The 25,285-nt window shown below is 35.1% G+C and carries 21 protein-coding genes and 1 CRISPR repeat array; of the genes, 1 reads left to right on the forward strand and 20 read right to left on the reverse strand.

What is annotated here, in order from left to right; genetic code table 11:
• Positions 1-82: 82 nt before the first annotated feature.
• From thrC to M947_RS21300, 7 genes are read right to left on the reverse strand one after another with little or no spacing between them, the layout of a single operon-like run.
• Positions 83-1,552: a threonine synthase gene (gene thrC / locus M947_RS21270; protein ID WP_021288173.1), complete on the reverse strand. Its 1,470-nt coding sequence runs from the start codon at positions 1,550-1,552 to the stop codon at positions 83-85.
• 36 nt (positions 1,553-1,588) lie between these two features.
• The gene (locus M947_RS21275) at positions 1,589-2,803 is read right to left on the reverse strand and encodes a murein hydrolase activator EnvC family protein (RefSeq protein ID WP_021288174.1); all 1,215 of its coding nucleotides are present in this window, start codon (positions 2,801-2,803) and stop codon (positions 1,589-1,591) included.
• Positions 2,800-3,612, reverse strand: coding sequence for a hypothetical protein (locus tag M947_RS21280; RefSeq protein ID WP_021288175.1), 813 nt, complete (start codon positions 3,610-3,612; stop codon positions 2,800-2,802). The genes M947_RS21275 and M947_RS21280 overlap by 4 nt, the downstream gene beginning before the upstream one ends.
• The gene (locus M947_RS21285) at positions 3,599-4,270 is read right to left on the reverse strand and encodes a cell division ATP-binding protein FtsE (RefSeq protein WP_021288176.1); all 672 of its coding nucleotides are present in this window, start codon (positions 4,268-4,270) and stop codon (positions 3,599-3,601) included. Before M947_RS21285 ends, M947_RS21280 begins: the two co-directional genes overlap by 14 nt.
• Entirely contained in the window at positions 4,263-5,435 is a 1,173-nt protein-coding gene (gene trmB / locus M947_RS21290; protein WP_021288177.1) for a tRNA (guanosine(46)-N7)-methyltransferase TrmB, read from the reverse strand. The genes M947_RS21285 and trmB overlap by 8 nt, the downstream gene beginning before the upstream one ends.
• A gap of 10 nt (positions 5,436-5,445) precedes the next feature.
• Entirely contained in the window at positions 5,446-6,801 is a 1,356-nt protein-coding gene (locus M947_RS21295; RefSeq protein ID WP_021288178.1) for a fibronectin type III domain-containing protein, read from the reverse strand.
• Positions 6,749-7,726, reverse strand: a complete 978-nt coding sequence (locus M947_RS21300) for an RluA family pseudouridine synthase (protein ID WP_021288179.1) — start codon at positions 7,724-7,726, stop codon at positions 6,749-6,751. The genes M947_RS21295 and M947_RS21300 overlap by 53 nt, the downstream gene beginning before the upstream one ends.
• A gap of 93 nt (positions 7,727-7,819) precedes the next feature.
• Here M947_RS21300 and M947_RS21305 point away from each other — a divergent pair, with 93 nt between their 5' ends.
• Positions 7,820-8,932 (forward strand): FtsW/RodA/SpoVE family cell cycle protein, encoded by a 1,113-nt coding sequence (locus M947_RS21305; protein WP_021288180.1) that lies wholly within the window; start codon positions 7,820-7,822, stop codon positions 8,930-8,932.
• Positions 8,933-8,990: 58 nt separating this feature from the next.
• Here the strand turns inward: M947_RS21305 and M947_RS21310 are convergent, their stop codons facing one another.
• From M947_RS21310 to fliM, 13 genes are all read right to left on the reverse strand, one after another.
• Positions 8,991-9,707 carry an SIR2 family NAD-dependent protein deacylase gene (locus M947_RS21310; RefSeq protein ID WP_021288181.1) on the reverse strand — a complete coding sequence of 239 codons (717 nt, stop codon included), beginning with the start codon at positions 9,705-9,707 and terminating at the stop codon, positions 8,991-8,993.
• Between the two features lie 96 nt (positions 9,708-9,803).
• Positions 9,804-9,965 carry a hypothetical protein gene (locus M947_RS23540; protein WP_021288182.1) on the reverse strand — a complete coding sequence of 54 codons (162 nt, stop codon included), beginning with the start codon at positions 9,963-9,965 and terminating at the stop codon, positions 9,804-9,806.
• 9 nt (positions 9,966-9,974) lie between these two features.
• The gene (locus M947_RS21315) at positions 9,975-10,388 is read right to left on the reverse strand and encodes a Fic family protein (protein WP_081666493.1); all 414 of its coding nucleotides are present in this window, start codon (positions 10,386-10,388) and stop codon (positions 9,975-9,977) included.
• 249 nt (positions 10,389-10,637) lie between these two features.
• A CRISPR array of direct repeats spans positions 10,638-13,125; the repeat unit is 28 nt; unit sequence TTTCTAAGCTGCCTATTCGGCAGTTTAC.
• 139 nt (positions 13,126-13,264) lie between these two features.
• A complete protein-coding gene (gene cas6f / locus M947_RS21320) occupies positions 13,265-13,840 on the reverse strand; it encodes a type I-F CRISPR-associated endoribonuclease Cas6/Csy4 (protein ID WP_021288184.1) in 576 nt (191 codons plus the stop codon).
• Between the two features lie 2 nt (positions 13,841-13,842).
• Positions 13,843-14,859 carry a type I-F CRISPR-associated protein Csy3 gene (gene csy3, locus M947_RS21325; RefSeq protein ID WP_021288185.1) on the reverse strand — a complete coding sequence of 339 codons (1,017 nt, stop codon included), beginning with the start codon at positions 14,857-14,859 and terminating at the stop codon, positions 13,843-13,845.
• Positions 14,860-14,891: 32 nt separating this feature from the next.
• Complete coding sequence (gene csy2, locus M947_RS21330; protein WP_031348110.1) at positions 14,892-15,770, reverse strand: type I-F CRISPR-associated protein Csy2; 879 nt, start codon at positions 15,768-15,770, stop codon at positions 14,892-14,894.
• Positions 15,767-17,014, reverse strand: a complete 1,248-nt coding sequence (gene csy1 / locus M947_RS21335) for a type I-F CRISPR-associated protein Csy1 (protein ID WP_021288187.1) — start codon at positions 17,012-17,014, stop codon at positions 15,767-15,769. Before csy1 ends, csy2 begins: the two co-directional genes overlap by 4 nt.
• Before the next feature lie 12 nt (positions 17,015-17,026).
• Positions 17,027-20,323, reverse strand: a complete 3,297-nt coding sequence (gene cas3f, locus M947_RS21340; RefSeq protein WP_021288188.1) for a type I-F CRISPR-associated helicase Cas3f — start codon at positions 20,321-20,323, stop codon at positions 17,027-17,029.
• Positions 20,320-21,279, reverse strand: a complete 960-nt coding sequence (gene cas1f / locus M947_RS21345) for a type I-F CRISPR-associated endonuclease Cas1f (protein ID WP_021288189.1) — start codon at positions 21,277-21,279, stop codon at positions 20,320-20,322. The genes cas3f and cas1f overlap by 4 nt, the downstream gene beginning before the upstream one ends.
• Before the next feature lie 234 nt (positions 21,280-21,513).
• Positions 21,514-22,539, reverse strand: coding sequence for a tRNA 2-thiouridine(34) synthase MnmA (gene mnmA, locus M947_RS21350; RefSeq protein ID WP_021288190.1), 1,026 nt, complete (start codon positions 22,537-22,539; stop codon positions 21,514-21,516).
• The gene (locus M947_RS21355) at positions 22,536-23,321 is read right to left on the reverse strand and encodes an LOG family protein (RefSeq protein WP_021288191.1); all 786 of its coding nucleotides are present in this window, start codon (positions 23,319-23,321) and stop codon (positions 22,536-22,538) included. Before M947_RS21355 ends, mnmA begins: the two co-directional genes overlap by 4 nt.
• 1 nt (position 23,322) lies before the next feature.
• A complete protein-coding gene (fliY, locus tag M947_RS21360; RefSeq protein ID WP_021288192.1) occupies positions 23,323-24,189 on the reverse strand; it encodes a flagellar motor switch protein FliY in 867 nt (288 codons plus the stop codon).
• Positions 24,182-25,285: a flagellar motor switch protein FliM gene (fliM, locus tag M947_RS21365; RefSeq protein WP_021288193.1), complete on the reverse strand. Its 1,104-nt coding sequence runs from the start codon at positions 25,283-25,285 to the stop codon at positions 24,182-24,184. Before fliM ends, fliY begins: the two co-directional genes overlap by 8 nt.

Below are 25,285 nucleotides of genomic sequence, written 5' to 3' on the forward strand. Positions count from 1 at the left end.
AGTTTATATATATGCAACACGCAAGAAGATGTATGAATTCCAACGCGGAGCATTGGAACTAGTTCAGCTCAATCAGCCTCACTTATAAAAACTTCAATATCTCTTTTTCTATATCTTCTTTTTCTATTATAGTATCGTGTATTATCTCTTTTGTAAAAAGCTCATTTATCATTTCTGGAATCTTTACATTTGCCGTTTTTGAGATGGACTTTAGAGCTACTATATCTTTTGCATCGCTCTCACCTGTTAGTGCATTTGCTATAACTGGAGAAAATTTTGTCCACTCAGCAGTTGAGTAGATGATGCTTGGAATATCTTTTACAGCACAAGTCTCATGTGCTTTAAAACAAGTTGCAGTGTGTGGGTCCATCAAGTAACCCTCATCAAAACTCTTTTTGATATACTCTTTTCCCTCTTCATCACTACAAAAATCAGCTACAAAAATCTCTTGAAGTTTAGAGAGTTCATCTGATGTTAGTGTATAGATTTTCTTCTCATCTAAGTCACTCATTAGCTCTCTTGTTCTATTTGCTCCAAAGAGGTCATACAAAACTCTCTCAACATTTGAAGACTTTAGTATATCCATAGCAGGCGAAGTTGTGAGGATCAGCTCTTGGTTGCGCATATCATAGATACCTGTTTTAATAAGACGCGTTAAGATATTGTTTTGGTTTGATGAGATGATTAGTTTTTCAACTGGCAAGCCCATAAGCCTTGCATAGTAAGCTCCTAAAACATTTCCAAAGTTTCCACTTGGAACATTTAGATAAACCTTATCTCCAACTTTTACAACATCTTGTCTTACAAGCTCTAAGTAGTTATGGATGTGATAGATGATTTGAAATATGATTCGCCCAAAGTTTACAGAGTTTGCAGCTGAGAGTGATATATCTTTAGCCTTTAGTGCCTCATCAAAACTCTTAGATGCTAAAAGATTTTTCAAAGCACTTTGTGCATCATCAAAATTTCCTTTTATGCCTATTACTTTAAGGTTAGGCGCATCTTCTGTTACCATCTGCAATCTTTGAACATCAGAAGTTCCATTTGCAGGATACATACAAGCGACTTTTATGTTTTTTTTGTTTTTAAAAGTCTCTAGGGCAGCTGGTCCAGTATCTCCACTTGTAGCAGCTAAGATAAGATAATTTTCACCTCTTTTTTGTGCAACGCTTGAGAGGATACTACCAAATGGTTGAAGTGCCATATCTTTAAACGCACGAGTTGGACCGTGATAGAGTTCACTTACATATAGATTTTCTTTTAGCTTTACAACTGGAACAGGATTAGTTGCATCATCAAACTTATCATAAAGACTCAGTGCCTCATCTATAACACTGCGTTCTATATCTATCTCAAACTTACTTAGTAAGTCAGACGCAAGAGTTTTATATGAAGAGTTTAAATGTTTGTTTAAAAATTCTAAACCTAGCTCTGGAAGGCTCTCTGGGACATATAAACCGCCATAAGAGGCGATAGGACTTAGTATTGCTTGGGAAAATGTTACACTTGATGCTCTGCTTCCATCACACCCACGAGTTTCTTTAAAGTTCATATTTTTCTCTACTTAAAATTATTTTTGAAATTATATCTAAAAAAGACTTTCTGGGTCTATATGGTAAGACTTCTGAGTTACTTCAAAAATGAGCTCATCATCAACTCGTCCTATTGTGTAGCCTTTTTTTATCTTCTTGCCCTTTTTTATATTTGGCGAAATTTGAGAAAGATTTGCATAGATAGTGTGAAGTTGATTGTCATGTTCAATAATAACAATATTTTTTAGTACCGCTGTTTTATCAGCATAAATAATCCTACCATTAAAAACAGTTTTCACCTTTGCATTGTTTTGTTTTGGTTTAAGCGAAATAGACTCATTAAAAACCTTTATACCGTAGATTGGATCTGTATATGTTCCATATTTTTTAGTAATTGTGTATGGGCTAAATGGAGCTATAGTTTTAGACCCTACATATTTTTTTGTTTTTACTCTTTGGTAGCTACTTCCATGTTTTTTAACCTTTGGAAGATTCTCATCTGGAGTTTTAGAGCTAAAAGCCTTTCTTCTTTGTTCTGCTTCTTTGGCCTTTCTTATCTCATCAATCTTTATGATGTTTAGTTTTGCAAGCGTATTTTTTAGTTGATCTTGCTTTTTAAGAACTTTTTTCAACTCTTTTTTATAAGAGTTTTTAGCAATCTCAAGCTTTTTCAAGTCTTTTATATTTTTTTTGTTGGTCGCTATTAAATCTTTTCTTTTTGCATCAATATTTGCTATCTCAACTTCAAGAGAGCTTGCATGCTTATTTAAAGTATCTATATTTTTTGAGTTTTTATAAAATTTGGCATTTAATTTTTTTACCTTTTGCTTTGACTCCTCTAACATCACTTTTAAAACTTCAAACTCCATAAGTGATTTCTCACTTGCATCCATCTCCTCTTCTAAAATGACAGAGAGTGAAACACTTTGAGCTATAGTAAAGACAAGCTCTTCTTCTAACTTTTCTTGAGTAGCTTTTAGGCTTTTTTGACTGCTTCTTAGTTCTTCTAACTGCTTTGTACTTGACTCATAAGTCGTCTCTTTTTTTGAGAGCTCTTCTTTTAGGTTTTTTATATGTCTCTCTTGTGTTTCTATCTCTTTTTTTTGCTTTAGTATTGCCTTTGCAGTCTGTGCCATCTTCTCAGTTAGAGTTGAGGAGCTTTTTGTATATGTACTAAGTTTTGAACTGGTTTTTTTTATATCAGCATCTACACTGGTTTTTGCAAAAACTACGCTTGTTGCTAAGATAATCACTAAAAATAGATGAATCATACCTCTTCTTTATGCCCGATAACTATCATAAATGCTAAAATTATAGATAGTGTCATTGATGCACCAAAAAGAGTAATTGCATCATTTACAACATCAAAAATAACTATATTGATGCTAAGATTTTCAAACTGGTCTTGTATCAAAGGTGCTGATGATATATAAACAAAGAGACCAAAAGTAATAATCCCAGCAATGATGGCATCTACAATGGCAAGTCTGAACAAAACAGCTGAGCGAAGCCAGATGGGTGCACCAAAGAGTGCCATGATACTCATTCTTTCATTATGTTTAAACTGCCAAATACGAAGCTCTTTAAAGATAAGAAGAGTAGTTACCACAAAAACAACGATGGCAAAAACAAATACAACTGTTTTAAATAGCACTAAAAGTTTATATGTAGTGTCATGGTTATGAGAGAAATCCTCTATTTTGGTTATCGATTTTATCTTCAAAAGGTTTTCTCTTAGTTTCTTTATCTGATGGGGACTTGGATATTGAGTTAGGCTGAGCTTATAAAACTTTGGAAGAGTTAGTTTTAAAAGTTCCTTATTCTTCTTAGTTATACCACTATTTAACCTCTCTATAACACTGTCTGCTGAGAGTTCACTTACACTATATATAAGCTCACTTACATCCATTATCTCTCTATCTTGTAATTTTTTTTGACTTATGACAATGATGGAGTAGTTGTTTGCTAAGTTTTGTTTATAAGCCTCCATAGTTCTATCTACAATTGTAAAAATTTGTATAGAAAAAAGTATGCTAACAAGTGCAATAACTAAAGAGAAGTGATTTTTAAATGACTTCATGTATGCTCCCATACTCTATGTTGTAGTGCTTATAATCAACATTTAAATTTCTTGGAATGTTATGAGTTACAACTATAACGGTAGTGTTTAACTGCTCATTTGCACCCTCTAAAAGGTTCCATATAAGCTGAGATGAGTAGTCATCTAAGTTACCAGTTGGCTCATCTGCTAAGATGAGTATCGGGTTGTGTGCTAGTGCTCTAGCCATAGCAACTCTTTGTTGCTCTCCACCACTAAGTTCTAGTGGATATTTTCCTGCTTGATGTTTGAGTCTAACATGCTTTAGAAGTGAATCAACTTGACTTTTAGTTACACCTTTTTCATATCCATTTATAATGAGAGGAAGCATAATGTTTTTCTCAATTGTCCACTCTTTTACAAGCTTATAGTCTTGAAAAACTATACCAATATGTCTTCTTAGGAAGTTAAGTTTAGAAGTTGTAACACCACGAAGCTCTACTCCACCAACTATCAAACTCCCTTGTTTGGCCTTTAGAGAGCCATAAAGAGATTTAAGTAGAGTTGACTTTCCACTTCCACTAGCTCCAGTTATAAAGATAAAACTACCAGAGTCAATGGAGAAGTTTGCCTTGTTTATAATCGTCTCATTGTTTGAGTATGAGAGAGATAAATCTTGTGCTATTATTACCTTATCCATGAAAAACCTCTTCTAGACATTTGTGTGCTAAAAGATTACTCTTGGAGCTTAGTGGAAGTGATGGATAGTAGGATGCCACCCTGTCTCTTACGATTATGTAGAGATGCTCAGGTCTATCAAAACTACCAAGAGAGACTCTAAACATAACACCACCATCAAGTCTATAAACTCTCTCAAAATGGATAAATCCGCCATCAAACTTTTTTGTAACTCCATGAAGAGCAAAAAGCGTATCATCACTTATACTCACATCACTAAAGTCAAAACTTCCCTCAATAAGTAGTGCATCTGATTCTTCTTCATTTATCATTGTCACATCATAAATGTTCTTTTGCATTTTTTTCCATCTATCTTCATACTTAGAGCTGATGGCGATATCTCTATTTTTGTTTATATGAAGTATGATTTTATCAAACGCAATAAAAGTCTTATACGAGTAAGCATAGTAATTTTCACTATCTGTTCGAAGCTCTAATCTTCCATCAACTCTTAAAACTCTCCTAGCCTCTTCTATAAAAGAGGTGGAGATTACTCTACGATGTGGTTTTTTATCCCACGGAACTGGAAAGTGAACAAAGATCTTCTCTACTATGTTTGATGGAACGAGTTCCAAAAAAAGTCTTGCATCATAATCAAGCACAAACAAATTATCAATATTTTGGATACTAACTTGCTTTAAAACCTGCTCGATGGAGGGTCTATGAATCTCAATGCCTATAAACAAAATATCTCTATTTTCTTTAGCCTGATGCAAAAGATGTCTGCCAGAGCCAAAACCCACCTCTATGCTTATGCGTTTATCATCTAAAAAGCCATCTGTAAAAAAGCTAATATCTCTTAATGCATTTGAAGTTTGCAAGTGGATATTTTTCTGTTTTAGAGGAACGTTTGAAGATATAACTTCTAGCTTTGCAAAGTCTGCATAAGCCAAAAGTGCTTTATGCACATTGTGAATGGAAGCTGGCCTTGTAAGCTTGTCTGTTTTTAAAAGATTTTTGGACTCTTCTTCTTTTCTTAGCAAAAAAAAGTCATCACCTTCAACACTTACTGAGATAAGAGTCTCATCTTCGTGCATAATATTTTTTGCGGCAAAATTAAAAGAGACTCCATCATGACTTTTTTTAAACTCTATCTCTTTAAACTCTTTTATATGAAGGTGTGGCATCAGCTCTCATTTAGTTAAAATCTTGAGTAGGTACAATTACCTCTACTTCTTTGTTAACAGGTCTAGAAGGTTTATCTTGTGTTATCTCTTCTTTTTTAGAGTTATCTCTAACACCAGCTGGTGTTTTAACTTGAACTTCTATGCTAGGTTTTGATTTAATTCCATAAGCATCTATGGCGTAAACTTTGTAGTAGTAAGTAGTATTTGGTCCTATCTCAGGGTCAGTAAACTTTAAACCTTTTATATCTACAAACTCCTCTTCTTTAGCATCAAACCAACCAGTTTTAGATTTTTTAACCACGCTATATTTCACAACTCTGCTATCTTTGTTTTTCCAATTTATTTCTATCTTGTTGTTCACTAACTTCGCTTCTAATAGAGATGGAGTTTGAGGCTTCATAAGAGTTATGCCTTGGATTGATATCTTATTATGAATACTCTCAAGTCCATTTTTTTCAACTACACTCACGCGATAAAAATACTCTTTTGCATCTTCTTCTACAATATCTGTAAATGTAGGGTTATAAAGTTTTGCAATAAGCTCATAACTTCCATTTGAACTCGTTGAACGATAAAGATGATATCTAGCAAAATCTTTTGCCTCAGATTTTTCCCAGTTTATCTCTATCTTTCTTGGCAAATCAGTAGTAGCTACGATGTGTTTAACAGGGTTTGGAAGTGGTTTTGTCACAACTTGGACTATCTCACTAGGTGTTGATGTGATATTATCAAATGTCACAACTTTTACACGATACTTATAAACATAGTCATCTTTTAGTCCTGTGTCTATGTACTCAGCATTGAGTCTTCCATCTATAGTAGCAATTCTTTTCCAACTCTCTTCTTCTAAGGTTTTTCTCTCAATAATGTATGATTTTACCTTTTGGTTTGCATGTGGTCTCCAGATTATTTTTGCAGCTCTTGGCATATTTTCTATACTTTTTATCCAAACAACTGATTGTAAAACTGGAAGCGAGCTTACAATCTTCATCTCGCTCATTTGCGACTCTGCATTTTTAGAAAATGTTTTAAAACTATATGTGTAGCTTGTGTTTGGAATAACATCATTGTCTAAAAAGTGAGTTGTAAAACGATTTTCAAGAGTTTTATAATGACGAAGTTCACTACCTTCTAGGTTGTTTCTTTGCTTATAAACATAAATACCTTTTACTCTCTCATCTGTTATAGCATTCCACTCAAAAGCTATTGAGTTCATATCTTCAACTACGCCATTTTGGGTAAGCTTTACTATGGGTAGTGTTTTATCTATCTTAGTTTCATCACTTGGCTTTGGTGAAATACCACCACAACCACTAAATAGTAGTAGAGAAACTGCGCAAAATAGTGCTAGTGTTTGTAACTTCATTAATCTGCTCCATATCAAATTTTTTATCTATAAACTCTTTTGTTGCATTATCTAAAGACGCACTAAAAAAAAGTTTTTCTTTACTTTTTGGATGAGTAAAATATATTATATAAGCGTGAAGCAATATGCGTTCCGATTTGTCCATTTTTGGACTCTGTGCATAGATGTGATCACCCAAGATATGACGATTTATACTCTCTAAATGAACCCTTATCTGATGCGTTCTTCCAGTAAAGAGTTTACATGCGATAAGTTGAAATTTTTCATCGCTAGAGTGTGCTAAAACCTTAAACATAGTCTTTGCAGTTTTTGATTTTCCATCATTACTACAAGCCATCTTAAGTCTGTTGTGATGGCTTCTTGAGATATTTTTCTCTATAATAGTCAACTCTTCTTTTAGAGGTGGGTTTATAACTGCGAGATAGTATCTTCCCATACTTTTGTCTTGGAGTTGAAGAGATAAAAACTCATGGGCTTCATTATTTTTAGCCACAACCATAGCGCCACTTGTTCCTTTATCTAGTCTGTGAACTATTCCATGTCTCTCTTGCCCACTGATAGTAGAGAGTCTTATACCTTTGTGTTTTAGCCAGTCAACTAAAGTAGGCTCTTTTACACTCGGCGCTGGATGGACTGTAACTCCGCTTGGTTTGTTAATAACTAAGATATCATCATCTTCATAGAGTATCTCTACATCAAAGTCAATCTCTTGAGGTTTGGTGTGTTTTGCCTCTACAAGCTCTATAAGAACACTCTGTCCCTCTTTTAATTTTAGTCCAGTTTTTATAGTAGACTTATCATCTACTTTTACAAATCCGCTCTTTATCAAAGCTGCTATTTGTGAGCGGGTATCTTCTAGTTGTGATGCAAGAAATGCATCTAGTCTTTGTGGTTCATTACAAACAAAGCTCTTTGTCTCGCTCATCTTGTGCCTTTGTGGATAAACTTAGTACCTCTACAAAAAAGCTCTTTAACTCTTTTGTGATACAATTTATAAATTTTTTATGGAGTTACAAACTTGTGGAGATTTGATAAGCGTATTTTAGCACAATTTGATTTTTTTTCTATTATCCTTATCATACCTCTTGTAGTAACTTCAAACTGGCTTATAGGAGAAGTAGTGCCGGCTCTTGCACAAAAACAGAGTGCTTATGTTGGAGTTGCAGTGATCGCGTTTTTATTTGTTTTTTTACTCCCTATCCGTAGAATGAGCTGGCTTATTCCTCTTATCTACTGGGCAAATATTGCTCTTTTGTTTGCAGTTGAATTTTTTGGACACTCAAGACTAGGTGCAAAGAGATGGATAAATATCCCTTTTATAGATGCAACCATACAGCCATCAGAGTTTGTAAAACCAGCTCTTATCCTTATGTTAGCCTACCTTATCCACAAAAACCCACCCCCCCCAGATGGATATAGACTAAAAGATTTTTTAAAGATAAGTTTTTATATTTTGCTACCATTTACTCTTATAGTTAAAGAGCCCGACCTAGGAACCGCCCTTGTTTTAATGCTCATCGGATATGGCGTACTTTTTTACATTGGAGTCTATTGGAAGATTTGGATAACAATTCTTGCTACTATCTTACTAGTTTCGCCTCTTGTTTTTAAGTTTGCTCTTCATGATTATCAAAAAACAAGAATAACAGACTTTTTAAGTGAAAAGCCATCATATCATGTACAACAGTCCATCATAGCCATAGGTTCAGGAGGATTAACAGGAAAGTCAAAAGATGATGCAACGCAGACTCAGATGAGATTTCTTCCCATCTCTACAAGCGATTTTATTTTTGCTTTTTTAGTCGAGAGAAGTGGCTTTTTAGGTGCTTTAGCTATCATACTTATATATGTTGTCTTAATTCTTCATCTTATGAGTCTTAGTATCTACAATACGGACTATTTCATAAAAGTAGTTAGCATCTCCATCTCTTTTATGATCTTTATATATATGGGAGTAAATATCTCTATGACAATAGGTTACGCCCCAGTTGTTGGAGTTCCTCTGCCTATGTTTAGCTATGGAGGAAGTAGTTTTATAAACTTCATGATTCTCTTTGCCATCATGCAAAATCTTATTACTTTTAGGTATAAAGATATGTATGATGTAAGAGGGACTAAGAGCTTTTTATAAAAATTTTATTTTCTTATAGAGTTTATCAAAAGCCTATTTAAAATATAGTGTTAACATTTTAAACTCTTTTTTCTAAAAATATCTCTATCTCACTAGCTATCTCATCTATTGCCTCTGTTGCTTTTTTATATAGCACTTTTGTATATAACTCATCATTTATAGTAATACTTGGCTCAAGATTGTTTAAAATTGTCCTATCCACATAGGAGCTAAGAATATCTACCGCTATAACATTTCCACTTGTGCCTATGACGACCAAAAGTTCACAGTCATCTATCTCTTGATTTATCTTGGCATACATAGGAGCAGCTTCGCCAAACATTACAATAAAAGGTCGGATTTTCCCACTTGCACAAGTTGGGCATTTACCATTAAAACTATCTTGTGTTTTTTTATAACCTATATCATAAACCAACCCACACTTCTCACACTCAACTTTTGTCAAATATCCATGCAGATGCACTATATCTTCATGTGCAATGCCCGCCTTTTCAAAAAGATCATCTACATTTTGAGTGATGATAGCTATATCATCTTTGTATTTAGCCTTTAATCTTGCTATAACTCTATGTGCTCTGTTTGGCTCTTTATCTGCTAAATCTAATCTTCTCTTATCATAAAACTCTATAGTCGTCTCTCTGTTTGTCTCAAGACACCCAGCCGTGCAGATATCTTTTATATCATAGTGCTCCCAAAGTCCTTCACTATCTCTAAAAGTACTTATACCAGACTCAGCACTTATCCCAGCGCCACTTAAAATCACTACTTTTGCCATGTTAGTTTTTTCCTTTTTATAGATATTTCACTCAACTTATTAGTTAAATATCAACAACATAACTTACATTTCTTCCAGATGTACCCTCTTTGTGTTTTATACATCCACCCCCCCCACCAACTCCGAATCAAAAATCTTATTTAAAACTTTTATCTGCCCCTCATTGAGTGGTTGATTCCTATGTATATCCCAAAACTTTGTTTTTTCTATAAGATGCTCTATATTTTTAAGTGCACATTGCACTGCATCTTTTAACACACTAAGATGCTAAATAAGCCAAGAAGTAATATCAAAAGTTCTATTATAAAAGAGATTTGTAGTTTTGTCTAGAGTAGTATAATATGCTTTTCTATTGTTGTTTATAGTGGTAGATACAAAATAGAGTTTAAACTCACTGCCTGAAGCGTGTTTTAAAAGTATGTAGGCTGTAATAGCTCTTGCTATTCTTCCATTTCCTTCATCATAGGAATAGATAGATACAAACCAAAGATGGGCTATTGCACATTTTATATAAATATTTTCATCACTGTTATTACAGTAGTCTAAAAAGTTTACAATGTCTTTATCTATGTTTGAGACTGGCACCGATTTATAGCGTACTTTCTCAAACCCAATTGCAACAGATACAACTTCCACCTTGTCTAAAATATGAACGAATACTCTCTCGTTTAAAAATCTCACCCTCTGTTAAATATCTATTTACAGACTCATCAGTAAGTGCATCGATTTTGATTTTTCTAATATCATCTTCATTAAAAAAGCTTTGTCATACCATCTAGTATCCCTCTTTGGTATTTTATTTCATTTATAATGTTTACTATTAAAATTTTTAGATATTTCAGTTAAATAAGTGTTACGAAGTGGTGCACTTTTGCACTGCGTTTTGGTACATTTTTGGATTGCGCTTGACAGCTTGGGCTATTGTGGTTATTTCTAAGCTGCCTATTCGGCAGTTTACATATGCTATGGATAGAGTGCGAATTGTGAAATTTTCTAAGCTGCCTATTCGGCAGTTTACATCCTCTCCCTGCGTTACCATTACATACTCAATTTCTAAGCTGCCTATTCGGCAGTTTACGAAGATTGTCTTTCTTTTGAAGTATCTCTATATTTCTAAGCTGCCTATTCGGCAGTTTACTTGGAGAAGAACTGAGTCGTTGTGAGGAAATTTTTCTAAGCTGCCTATTCGGCAGTTTACTTGCTGCAACTTCAACATCTGCTGAATATTCATTTCTAAGCTGCCTATTCGGCAGTTTACATTGTCACGCTAGCAAACGGCGAAGCGATAGATTTCTAAGCTGCCTATTCGGCAGTTTACGGAAACTGGAGCAGTGCTTTTGAAAAGCTAGTTTTCTAAGCTGCCTATTCGGCAGTTTACTATTAAGCTCGTATGTCTTGTATGTAGAAAAATTTCTAAGCTGCCTATTCGGCAGTTTACAAACTTATGACAAAGAGACAAATGCATACTCATTTCTAAGCTGCCTATTCGGCAGTTTACTTAATGAGGGTATCAAAGGCTCAGATATTATTTTTCTAAGCTGCCTATTCGGCAGTTTACGATGTTGCTACACCAGCTATTCAGTTTGTAATTTTCTAAGCTGCCTATTCGGCAGTTTACTGATTTAACAGCTACATAAACTTCATCATATTTTTCTAAGCTGCCTATTCGGCAGTTTACGGGTAGTTGAGACATACCCACTATCAAAATAATTTCTAAGCTGCCTATTCGGCAGTTTACTCCCATTCCAACACGACAAGCCCGGCTGGCCATTTCTAAGCTGCCTATTCGGCAGTTTACTGTAGAGAAAAATATTCAGAATACTTAATATATTTCTAAGCTGCCTATTCGGCAGTTTACTAACTTCGTTTGAATTTTGTCCTGAAATTAAATTTCTAAGCTGCCTATTCGGCAGTTTACTGTATCATCATCGTTGACTCTTGTGGCTGTTGTTTCTAAGCTGCCTATTCGGCAGTTTACTAAAGAACTTGCCACGAACTGCACCAAGGATGTTTCTAAGCTGCCTATTCGGCAGTTTACTTGAAGATTCTCAAAATGAAGCCTTATATAATTTTCTAAGCTGCCTATTCGGCAGTTTACCATGGTCTTTGGCTTGTGCTATTGTTTGGTTTTTTCTAAGCTGCCTATTCGGCAGTTTACAAGATTATGAATACATCTTCGTAGATACACCATTTCTAAGCTGCCTATTCGGCAGTTTACTTGATAAAAACATATCCGCAGATATTGTAGTATTTCTAAGCTGCCTATTCGGCAGTTTACGTAGGCATCGACTTTAAAAGTAGCGGTTTTGTTTTCTAAGCTGCCTATTCGGCAGTTTACTCATCGTCTAGTTTTTCCAACAGTTCACTATATTTCTAAGCTGCCTATTCGGCAGTTTACCTACACTAAAATCACACCTAAAAGAGTTTGTATTTCTAAGCTGCCTATTCGGCAGTTTACAAATGCAATAATGTTTAAAATGAATTGCAGGTTTTCTAAGCTGCCTATTCGGCAGTTTACAACTTAGGAGTTTCTGGCAACAACGCAGTAATTTTCTAAGCTGCCTATTCGGCAGTTTACCCATAGTAACCCCTTATTTTATCTTTGAGAATTTTCTAAGCTGCCTATTCGGCAGTTTACTGTAGTTACTGCTACGGCAGGTAAATTTGCGGTTTCTAAGCTGCCTATTCGGCAGTTTACTAAAAAATTACGGTCAAGGAGGTTTATTTGTTTTTCTAAGCTGCCTATTCGGCAGTTTACAAACACTATGAGTATAAGAGAGCTTTATGAGTTTTCTAAGCTGCCTATTCGGCAGTTTACAAAGCTCTAATTAGCGAAATGTGTGAGGTGTATTTCTAAGCTGCCTATTCGGCAGTTTACTAGTTACTTACACCAAATGGGTATTCCTGAATTTTCTAAGCTGCCTATTCGGCAGTTTACCCCATTATATCTCTTAGTCTAACACTCCGAGTTTTCTAAGCTGCCTATTCGGCAGTTTACATGGAATATCCGCTATCACTAATTGAGCTTTTTTTCTAAGCTGCCTATTCGGCAGTTTACATACTATCTTATGGGATGAAGCACACAAGAGTTTTCTAAGCTGCCTATTCGGCAGTTTACTAGGACTGATTCTGCGGAGGTTGGTATTAAGCTTTCTAAGCTGCCTATTCGGCAGTTTACAAGTCGTCAATGACGCTCTGATTAGGCACCACTTTCTAAGCTGCCTATTCGGCAGTTTACCAGCCAACCATTTACGGACATATCTGAATTGATTTCTAAGCTGCCTATTCGGCAGTTTACTTAGCCGCGAACCTGTTGACATGTGAGTTAGTTTTCTAAGCTGCCTATTCGGCAGTTTACAGCGTCTTGGAGGGTGTTAAAAAGCGACTAAGTTTCTAAGCTGCCTATTCGGCAGTTTACAGCAAAATGATATCTCAAAACATTACTATATCGAGTATTTGAGATATATTTACTTAAATAACCTTTATTTTTCATAGCATCTTCAAAGCACTTGTTTTAGGGGTTCTTAAAGCTATGAAAAAATTTAGGTGTTTTTATACTAAAAACATGGTACAGTTGAAGTTTTGCTTAAGCCATAAGGATTAAATAAACCTTTTTGTTCTTTCAAACAAATATTTTTTTCTATAAATATCTTCATCTGCTGGTTTGAAGAGTTACTTTTCATCATTACAAATGGTAATTTAGTCTCTTGTGCACTCATACCGCTATAAACATCTAGAGCCTCTTCTAGCGTTTTTTCATGCCTTTTAGCATATCTTCTTGCTAATCTTATAGGATTTGATTTAAACTGTTTTCTGCTAAAGGTTGCATATTCACCAATGTTAAGTGGAACTTTTTTAATCTCACTTATTGTTACATAGTCTAAAAGATTTTTTAACCTCTCATGTGTATTTAAAGATGACAATTCTTCTTTTGCATCTGAGAATAATCTAAGTGTATCTCCAAGTGGAAAAACTTCTTTATAGTGAGGAAAAGCAAAACCTACTCTACACATACCATCACTATCTTTATGCTCGACCAATGCTAAATGCATCTGTGCATAAACTTTTTGCCAAATAAACCCGAGTGATATCTCAGTATCGCCTAGTAGTTTTATATCTATGTAGTATTTCATGATTACGACTTTGAACTCTCGCCAAAAACACCACCACGAACTAAAACAGCCATGACATAGTGCTCTTCATCTTTACTATCTAGTGTTGTGCCTGTAGCAAATTTATCAAAAAAAGTGAAAAAGTCTTGCTTCTCTTTTGGTGTTCTAAAAGCACGACCTAGATTAGTAACAGCTCCGTAAGGTTCTATGGCTATTGGTCTATTTTCAGTAGCGTACTCACTATACCAAGTATCTATACTTCTAAGAGCATTACCTAGTTTTTGGGAGTGCATTGATGCTACCTCATCAACAGTATAAAGAACCTTACTTTTTTTACTTTGACCCTTATCTAGAACCAACTCTTCACTAGGATAAACTTCTTGTGCTTTTCCAACTTGTGCATAACAGTTTATGTCTAACATCAAAAAGTCATCTTCACTAGCTAATGCACTGGCTATTTTCTCGCCTAATGAGATGACACCTTTATGGCTACTCTCTATAGAGCGGATACTAAACTCTTTTGCATCAAATGTCCATACTTGCTGACTTTTTAAATCTTTAACTTGAACTTCTATCTGCTCTGCTCCGACACGGTTACGCCATAAAAAGCGAGCATTAGCTAGATTTAGAGCATATCTACGACCTAGTTCACTAAACTTTTCTTGTTCAATATACGCACCTACAGCATTTTTATAAGTCTCTAAAAAAGTAGCATCATTACACGCTGATGGCTCTTTGATGCCACCTAAAACTTTAAGAGTAAAGTGAAGCTTGAGCGTATCTTGTTCCTCTCCTAGTGCACAACTATCTACCGTTTGCAGGTTTGCTTTTTCTACCTCAGCATTAAGCTTTAAAGGGTCATTTTTCACTGCATCTTTTAAGCGGTTACTTATTGTTCCTCTTACTGATTTTTCAACCAATTTTAAAGGGGTTTCTTTATCTCTGTTCTCCCAAGTTGTTCCATACATATAACCATCAGATGGTACTAACTTTTTCTCAAACGATAAAACAGATGCGATTGCATTTTTTACTTTTGCCATTTGTTTTTCCTTTTATGTTTTAATTATTTTTATTACTTTTTTTGTTCACAAAGATAAAGAGAGTTCTCTTCATCATAACTATAACGCCATAGTATCTCATCTATTGATGTCATTTTATATGGCATTTTAAACTCTCCAAGAGTTACAACACTCTCTGCAAAACGGTGAGGAGTATTTGCATCTCTTTGGTTTTTAGCTTTTCCAATAGGCGAGATTCCTTGAAAACCTACAGCGATTGGAACTAACCAACCTGAGACTTTTCGCTTACTACTCCAAACTATTTTTTCATTTTCTTCTTCGCAATTATGGTGTAATGAAAGATAATCTAATATAGCATCAACTGCATCTACTCCACTCTCCATAGCTTCTATCATCAAATCTTTTCGCTCTACAATAGCATAGCTCGGCATAAGTTTTTTTCTAAAGCGGACTAGTTCATCTTCCTCTTCATCATCTAACCTTGACAATGTAGGTTTTTTACATGATAAAACATCTCCACCTGCCATTTTCATACGACCTAGTAAATGATGATGTACTCTCTCTAAAAATCGCTCTTCTTCCATTTTTTCTAAGCCATCAAGCTCAATAACCAAACTTACATCAAGATGTATTCGAGCTTCTTCTATAAATGAGGGGCGGTTACCATCTTTGTCCAAAGGATTACCTGTTCCCACAATAGAATGAACATAATCTCCAACACCTTTGAAAGTTTGTAAATCTGCTTTATGACTTAGCACTCCAGTTGCTTTAAACTTCAGCTCCTTAAAGCCATCAACATTTAACTTTCTTTGTAAGGCGTGAGTAGCACCTAACCATGCAGTCATAGCTGGAAAACCTATAGTAAATGGGCTTGAGAGTGCATTTGCGTTGTGTACCTTTATATGAGGCAATAATAATAATTGTCGTATCATCGTAGTGCCTCCCTATGTTCATGTACTAAGTTTGCTATATCTTTTTTCTCTTCAATTCCAAACTTTTTATTGGTTCTTTTTTCATAGCTTTGAAATATCCAGCGAGTTATCTCTTTTTCTAGTTTATCTAGCCATGCATCTTCACTGTCTCGTTCTTCTTCATAGAGATGCGAAAGCCAGATTTTTTGATGAGATTTTAATTTAGAGTTTTTTTCATAATATTGTTCTATAGAAACAAAGCGAATAGTCCACATCTTCTCAATAATTTTATCCATTAACTGTCCATATCTACGAATACGACCATTACGAATATCAACATTGTTATAATCTGTACTAGCTAATCGATGCAATGCATCAAAAATTTCTGAAACTTCCCAAGCTCTTATAGAATCTTGAAAGAAATTACTTTTTGGAAAGTAGATATTTCTCTTTTTTAGTACTGGTGGTATTGAGAGTAGTAAATAAGCCTTGCCTCCATTTTTAGAGTTTAAAACAGAAATATTTTGGGGTTTTGTTCCTCCAAAACCTATAGTGGTTAAACCATAAATTTCACTATATCCGCTCTCACAATACTCTGCTTTTTTTCTTTTGTCTCGCTTCTCTTTGACCTCATCGCCAAAACGCATAATATTAATACGCTCTTTTAAATGATACATAATCCCAGAATTACTTAATATAGAGAGCTGGTGGTAGTCTTGATTAACAGGAAAATAGACTTGCTTAATTTTCTCACTTGTAACTAAATCATTTGATGAATTTATCATCTTTAAAAAACCATCTCTTAAGCTCTCATAGGTATGATTTTTAATAGTCAAAATTGATTTTGCTAACTGGCTCTCTAGCTCTATATGAGATATTAGTTTTTTTCCATCACTCATAACAAGGTTTAAAAACTTATGAACATCTAAGGCAGCTGCATTTCCTAAGGCATCACTCTCAACTTCTACATTTCCACTTCTAAGTAGTCCATCATTTTGTCTCTTTGCATCTGCAATGATTGGTGTTACATAGCCATTTTTATTTTTTCTTGAACTTGGATGAGAAAAAGTACAAGGGTGTGTAGATATAGAAATCTGCCCTGCTCTTTTTGCAGCATCAGGAAGCCATTTTTCTAGTGATAGTGCTTCCTCACAATCGGCTTGAAGTTTTATTACCTCTTCATCAGACATAGAACTTTTCTGATTCTTTTTCATCCAAATCTCTTTTCTTTCGTCAAAAAATTTAGATAATACTTCTTCTATCACAATATTTACTCCTTATAATCTTACCAACCCAAACTGGTCACTATATTCAAACTCAGAACTCTCTTCATATACTATAAAGTTCAATTCTCCATATCTGAGAGACACCTCCTCTTTTGTTTGATTGTTTTTTGTCGCATACTCTTTTACTAGTGCATCATAATCTCGATGTAACCACAATCTAGTTGCATCTATATTATCCTCCACTCTACTAATTTGTAATATCTCTTCTCTATTTATCAGATTTTTATACTCATCTAACTCTGCAAAATAGTAGTTGTCATTTTTTTTGCTATAAACTAAAAAAATGTTTGTATTTTTTAAACTCTCTCTAAAAGGGTGAAAATAAAGAGGATGTGCTGTTAAAAACCAACTCTCATTTAGGTAGCCCTCAAAAGTATTAGCCCCTATTTTATCAAAAGAGGTTAAATCTTTTTGTGTCATGTAATGCTCTAAATCTATCAAAGAATTTTTTTCATCTAGCTTTTGAGGTTTTTTAATCCTCGCTCGTGCATCTAGTCTTTTAGATATTTCATTTGCATCTATTAGTTTTGAAATATTATGAGTATTAAGTTGCTTATTTTCCTCATATCCAGGTCGGTTAAAATATTTCCCCTCTGCATCACTAGCCTTAAAAGCCTTATAATTGTATTGCATCAAGCCAATATTTGGCGCAACTACTTCGCCTACTCTATGTCTTCGCACTCGCCCTGCTAGCTGAATGATAGAACGAAAAGAAGATGGCTCTATAATAGCCCAGTCAAAATCATGGTCTCGCCCAACCTCTTCTACGGGCGTAGCAACCAAAACAAATATAACATCCTGCGTTTGACTTGCATCTATATGAGAGCGAATTATTTCGTCTTTAAACGCTTCTGGCTCTTCATCTTCTTTCTCTTTTCTCTTCAATACAGCATCAAGATGCTTTTCTTGTTCATGACGCAAAAGCAACACTTGATTTGAGTGATAAGCCATAACCTTTAGCTCTACATCATCATAATCAGCCATCGCCAAATATCTACTCAAAGCTACACAAGGAGGTGTGTTAGCAACTCTTACTACTCCAAAAGAGATGCGTTTATTACTTTTTTTATCAATAGTATGATGCTCTTTGTGTTTTTGTATAATTGCATCTTTTATTTTAGAGAAATAAACATCTGTTTTTGTCTCATCCTCTTCAAACTCATTATCTTCTAACTCTTCATGACACTCTACTATCTCTACTTTTCTTTTTACAGGCTCTTTTTGTAGATTTTCTATTCGTTTATCTATAAAATGATTGTGATTTTCTTCATACGTATCCAATGCTTTTTTACTCTCAAAGCTATCTATCTCTTTTACATCTGTTTTAAACTCATCTATCCATGCACACACTATTTTATTTTTTGCTTCATGGCTTTTTACATAGAGTCGCCAGCCTTTTTTATAGGCGTTGAAATACCCTTTTGCCAAATCAGGAGGAATTGTAGCCGATGAAATCATCACACCACGCCCTAACATTCCTGCTAAATGAACCAATCTACCGATGGCGATAAGGTCAGAGCCACTAAAATCATCTATCTCATCTATAACTAAGTCAGAGGAGAGCATCCTCAAACTTGGCAATATATAACGCCCACCTTTTTTTGTAATTACCGCTCCCATAAGATGGTCTATTGTACAAACTAAAACTGGAGCATACAAAAACTTTTTGTCTCGCTCATATTTTAAAACTGTTTTGAGTGCATCATCTGGAATATCAAACTCATAGATAACTTCTTCATCAAGCAAACTCTCTAAAGACTCAGAACCAAAATCACTCTTTTGTTCATTCTCATTTTCTTTTTTTTGATTTTCATGAAGTTCCATAATTGCTTTTGAGCCTATCAAAACAGCTAGTTCCTCTTTGTCTAACTTCATCCTCTCTCTATATTCATCCCCTGTTTGTAAGGTCAAAGTTCTTAGCCCCAAAGCTAAAACATACCGCATAGAATTACCATCACTAGAGATGGCTTGCATCACTTTAGCGTTTGCAAAAGTTTTTCCACATCCTGTACTTGCCATATTAACAGCAAAAAATCCTCTTTTTTTAGATTCTTCTTGCATCACTTCTCTTATTTTTGTAACCGCTTTATCTTGCCAAGAAAACTCTTTTGGACTTGCTTTTTTTAAGACTTTGTTATTTTGTACAAAAGGAGATTTGTGTTCAAACATAGGCAGATAATGAACGACAGCTGTAGCACTTTCATAAACACCACATAAATGTTCATCAAGTTTTTGTTTTAACTCTTTGGTTTTAGAATGAGTATTTGCGTAAAGCCCTGTTGTGTCTCTCCAGTTAGGGTCTTTTTCTTGTGAAGAGTAGTTATGATCACCTAGCATCAAACAAAGCCTACTATGATGCAAAACAGCTCTATAACTGCCATCACTAATGGCTTCATCTAAAAGGGATTGCTGTGCAAGTAGTTTATTTGCCCAGCGTTTGACAAGAGTTAGCCATTTAGAAGAGTTACTCAAAAGCCCATGAGGAAATATAAAACATTGTTCTAAGTGTTTTTGATACTCTTTTTCATCCATTTTATTTTCATATCCCCACGATTGTTGAATGTATTGGAGTGTGTCCTCTATAGAAAAAGAAGCTACGCCATTGTATTTATTAGCAATAATTGATTTAGAAGTAGCTGTACTTGGTAACTTATGATGAGAAACTATCAACCACATTACAAGTTGTGCTGAGGATGGAAGATTTTGTAATGCTTTTTCATTTACATCTTTAGCATTAGCCATAAGTAAAGTCTCATCAATCTCGCCATTACTCAAACGATGCAACCAGTTCTCTTTGTTTTGAGAGATAAAAGCGTTAAGCAAAAGACAACTTATCCACTCATGACGAATGGGGTCAGCTTTGATTTTACTATTTGGTTTTAGCTTATCTTGAAAGAGTTTTGTTGATTTTCCCCAGTCATGAAAAAGAGCAGAGAGTGCTGTTAGAGCTTTAATGAGAGGCATATATTTCCACTCACTCTCTTTATAGTTATCTAAAATAGTTTTAGCTGTCCAGTGAACAGGAACAACTCCAGCTTCATTAAATCTATCCTTATTCCCTACAACCCATAAAAAGTCGCTACGACTGCGACTGCGTATCCAGTGGCAACTTACAGCAGTACTTTTTGAAGCGGTTTTTCTAAGTAGTTTAAAAACAGCTCCTAACCCCTCCCCAGTAATGATAGTCTGCCAAGTATTGTCTCCGATGCGATTGGCGAAACTATCTAAAATTCTTCTTGATTTTTTAAGGGCATTTTTCTCACATTGTGAGACAAAAATAACCATCATGATTTTTTATCTTTGGGTAAGTAGTAAGCTGAGGCTTCTTTGACTTGCGTAAACATAAAGTCTAATGCTTTATGCTCTACAAAATTTTGTAAACATTGTGAGCGAAACTCTTTTTCACTCATCTTCTCTTTAGCACAGATAAATGCCCATGGTAAAACAAGAGCATCTTTTATAAGATCAGCCACATCAAAGACTAAGGCACCTCTTCTAGTTTTACCATGCATCACTGCAAAACCGTGAGGAATTCCTAAAACCCAAAGAGTAGTCGCAGCTAAACCATATGCTAAATAATTTCCGTGGTTTAAAAAATCATTGGCTAAGTCAGCACTCTTGTGTTCTCTAGTAAAACCTGATAAGTTTGTCTTTTGAGCTGCATATTTGTAGAGTCTTTTAGTAAAATCTGCTTCAAGTTGAAGAAGCTTTCCAACATTATACGCATTGGCAATACTTGTTGAAATGCTAGAAAACATACGCTCTAACTCAGGATCTTTTGCATCAAAACCTTCTAACTTTAGCTCACGATCTTTAGTCCAAACTTTTTGTATAAACTCGATTCTTGCTATTTGAAACCTTTTAGCAGTTTCAAGTCGCTTGGCATCATCAAACCAAAACTGCATCCAGCCTTGTATGTACTCTGTTGGTCTATACTCACTCTGTGGAGTAAACCACTCTATCTCATTTGCCATAAACAAAGGTGTTGCCCCACCTCCACAAAAACCTACAAGAACTCCAGCTTGTGCTAACATTCTCATAGCAGCTTGCGTTATCGAAGTTCCAGTTCCTAGAAGTAAACAAGTAGTGTTAGCAATAGGAATATTCCAGTACTGATACTCTTTTTTAACTTCACTAAGATAAAGAACTCTTCCATCTTTTTGCATTACACGGCAATACTCAAGATAGTATATATTTGCTCTTTTTGAGTGTAAGATAGCTTTTAAGTCTGTTAAGTTTTCCAATTTTAACTCCTAAAATATAAGCAACATTTCTACTTTAAGCATATGTATAATATATAATTGAACCCTCTGGCTAATCTATAGACTAGATTCCGTGTCAAGCACGGAATGACGGGACACGCGTCATCATGAACTCTACAGGACACTCGTCATTCTAAACAAGCAAACCGTCATCCTGAACTTGATTCAGGATCTAGCTTAATAATTATTCAAAGCATTCCATTTAAAAATTTACTTCTAAACCCCACAAATCCATCCACCACCAATAAGCTTATCATCATCATAAAAAACGGCGGCTTGACCTATAGCTACTCCAAAAACGCTCTCTTTTAAAGTTATAGATGCTCTATCTTGCTCTATCTTTACATGACACGCGACTGCTTTTGTTCTGTATCTTAGCTTCACGCTTGTATCAAACTCTTGCTTGTCATTAAACATATTTAGATTGTTTATGGTTAAACTATTGCATGCTAGTTCTTCTTTTTTTCCAACTGTGATTTGGTTTTTAGTGGCATCTATGCTTAAGACATAGTGAGGTTCATGTGCGCCTAAAACTGTAAAGCCTTTTCTTTTTCCTATGGTGTAGTGCATATAGCCCTTATGCTCGCCAACTACATTTCCATCTCTATCCAAGACTTCTCCAACATTGTCTACTTGTACGTAATCTTTTAGCAAGTCAGTATAAGTAGTCTCAACAAAACAAATCTCACTTGATTCACCTTGAGATGCAAAAGATTCTAGTCCTTTTATGGAAGCTGCAAACTCTTTTATATCACTCTTTTTACGCTCTCCTAGAGGAAATATCAACCTTGGTAAAATCTCTTTTTTTACATAAAACAGAAAGTAGCTCTGATCTTTTGTATCATCATCAGCTTGGTAAAAGTATTCTCCATCAGTCTTGATGTAGTGCCCAGTAGCAACATAGCGAGCCCCTACTCTATCTGCAAACTTTACCATCTCTCCAAACTTTAGCCCTCTGTTGCACAATGCACACGGATTTGGAGTTTCACCTTTTGCGTAAGTATCTATAAAGGGCTGAAAAACCTTCTCATTAAAAGTATCTTGCAGGTCTAGGACATGAAGTTTCATACCAACAAATTTGGCAGCTTTTTTTGCACGCTCAAGGTGGATTTCATGATAGTTTGGCTTTGAGTGAAGCTTCATATAAAGTCCCTCAACTTCATAACCATCTCGCTTTAGTAAGAGAGCTGAGACCGTAGAGTCAACTCCCCCACTCATACCAACTAATACTTTTTTTTTCATTTCTTTTTCTTATTTAATTTTATTTTTTTAAGAGAACAGAAATCACGCAGAGCTTTGTAGTATGAAGAGTCTTCAAGCCCAACTTCTTTAAGCATTTCCATCTGCTTTAAGAGTGATTGCTCTATCTCATTTTTAACAACCTTTAGGTCGTCTGTAAATGTTATAATCTCAAAATCTTCTCTATCAATCATTCCACTACCGACAAGTTTCTCTTCTATAAACTCCATCAGCGGCTGGAAAAAATCAACCCCAACGACAAAGATTCTAACACCTGTTACTTTTCCAGTTTGTATAAGTGTGAGTGCCTCAAAAAGCTCATCAAGAGTCCCGTATCCTCCAGGAAAAATAACATAAGCCATAGAGTACTTTACAAGCATCACTTTTCTTGAGAAAAAGTAGTCAAAACTTAGTTCTGTCGTAGTATATGGATTTGCAACTTGTTCAAAAGGCAAATCGATATTTAAACCTATAGATTCTATCTCTTTATGCTTATAAGCGCCTCTATTTGCTGCTTCCATAATCCCAGGTCCGCCACCTGTTATAATGTTAAAGCCTCTTGAGGCTAGCATAGATGCTAGCTTTTGTGTTTGTTTGTAATATTTATCATTCTTTTTTGTTCTAGCACTACCAAAGATTGTAACAGTTGGTCCTAGCTCACCTAACTCACCAAGCTCATTATAGCCTTTTACAAAGTCAGCCAATATTCTAAAAGCACTCCAAGTATTGGCTGATTTTATATCTTTTACATATTTTTTTGTTAATATTTTTTTTTCTGATTTCAATTTACGCCTTCAACTTGTTCAATCTGTCTCTTTTTGAACCTATAGTTTTAATCTGAACTCCAAAGTTTCCATCTATGATTACAACTTCGCCTTGAGCTATTACATGGTTATCAACTAAAATATCTAGTGGATCATTTGCTAATTGATTAAGCTCTATAACTGAGCCTATGTCCATATTTAAGACATCTTTGAGTAGCATCTTTTTCTTTCCAATCCTTACACGTACAGGAAGTTTAACATCCATTATCAAAGAAATATTGCTCATCTCTTCAGAAGTAAGTTTTACTCCAGAAGGGTTACAGTTTTGCATAGAAGTGTCTTCAGACTGACTTGAATCTACTTCTGGTTCATCTTTTTTCCCATCAAGAGAATTACGAAGTTTCTCATCTATTATAAACATAAACAAAGAATTTAAATCACCTATATTGAACTTATAAACATACATTTTGCTGTAATCTTCCAGAGTTATCTCACTATTGTCTGAGACAAATTCAATATCATCTATCTTAAATGAGAGTACTGGTATATCTTTTTGTGCTGAGAGAGTATTTGCAATGGCACCAAAAATATTTGAGACTATCTCTTTTGAAGCATCTAGTTCATCATCGCCTACATCTTCTCTATCACTTGCATCTTCACCCATCATCATATCAGAGAGTGATGCTGCTAAGTTTGGAGTAAGTGCTACCATTGCTTTAGCATCTATATCTCCGCTAACACTTAACTTTACAAGAACTATAGGAGGAATTATACTTGAGATTATGCTTAAATCCTGTTGCTCTTTTATCTCTAAAGTTGGTGCTTGACCAATTAGAGCTTCTACTGTTCCAACAGTCTCGTCCTCAAATAGTTTCATAAAATCATTCATCTATTCTTTCCTCTTTTGTTTTTTCTTCATCATCTACTATATCTCTAACTCCAGAAATCTTCTCATGTCTTAAATTTTCAAAATTCTCTAGTGCACGTTTTACTGCATCTTTTTCTGTATCTATCATCTGTGTAATTTGAATCGATTTTCTAAATCTTCTAAGTCCTATCTCGCCTCTAAATCTATCTTTTCCATCGATGCTCACAGTTACAACATCATCAGCTGGACTTGAGAGCCTTACAACATCTCCAACTTGAAGATCTAAAACATCCCTCATAGTAAGTTCTGCATCCCCTAGATTTGCTTCTACATTTACTTTAGCACCACCTAAGAGAACTTGAAGCTCTGTATTTCTACTCTTTTTAGAGCTTGTCTCATTTAGCATCAAGTCACGGCTTGCGAGTTTTGGCAAGACTGGTTCTAGTGCAATAACTGGATAACAGATATTCATCATTCCAGAGGAATGCCCAATGATTATCTCCATAACCACCATCACAACTATCTCATTTTGAGCAACAATCTGGACAACATTTGGACTTGACTCTTTAGACTCAATGGCAGGAAAAACCTCCATAACAGGTCCCCATGCCTCTTTTAATGTGCTCATCATAACACGTAAAATCGTCTCAAAAAGGCTTAGTTCTATATCTGAGAACTCTCGATTTGCATCAAAAGGTTCACCTTTTCCACCAAGAAGTCGGTCAAGCATTGGAAAAGCGATAGATGGATTTATCTCTATAATACCGCTTCCCTCTAGTGGTTTTATTGAAAACACATTAAAACTAGTCGGACTTGGCAAGGACATCAAAAACTCGCCATAAGTCATCTGATCAACTGAGTGAAGTTGAATCTCAACTATAGAACGCATGATGGAAGAGATTTGAGATGCTAGTGAGCGAGCCATTTTATCATGTACACCACGAAATGCACGAAGCTGCTCTTTTGAGACTCTATTTGGTCTCTTAAAATCATAGAGTGTTACTTGTTGGTTTTGTACAAAAGAGCTACTTTCTGAGTCTTCTAAGACATCATCACCTTCATCATCAACGACATCTAGTAGTGCATCTATCTCTTCTTGTGAAAGTATATCTGCCAT

The organism is Sulfurimonas hongkongensis, assembly GCF_000445475.1.
GTDB classification, from domain to species: domain Bacteria; phylum Campylobacterota; class Campylobacteria; order Campylobacterales; family Sulfurimonadaceae; genus Sulfurimonas; species Sulfurimonas hongkongensis.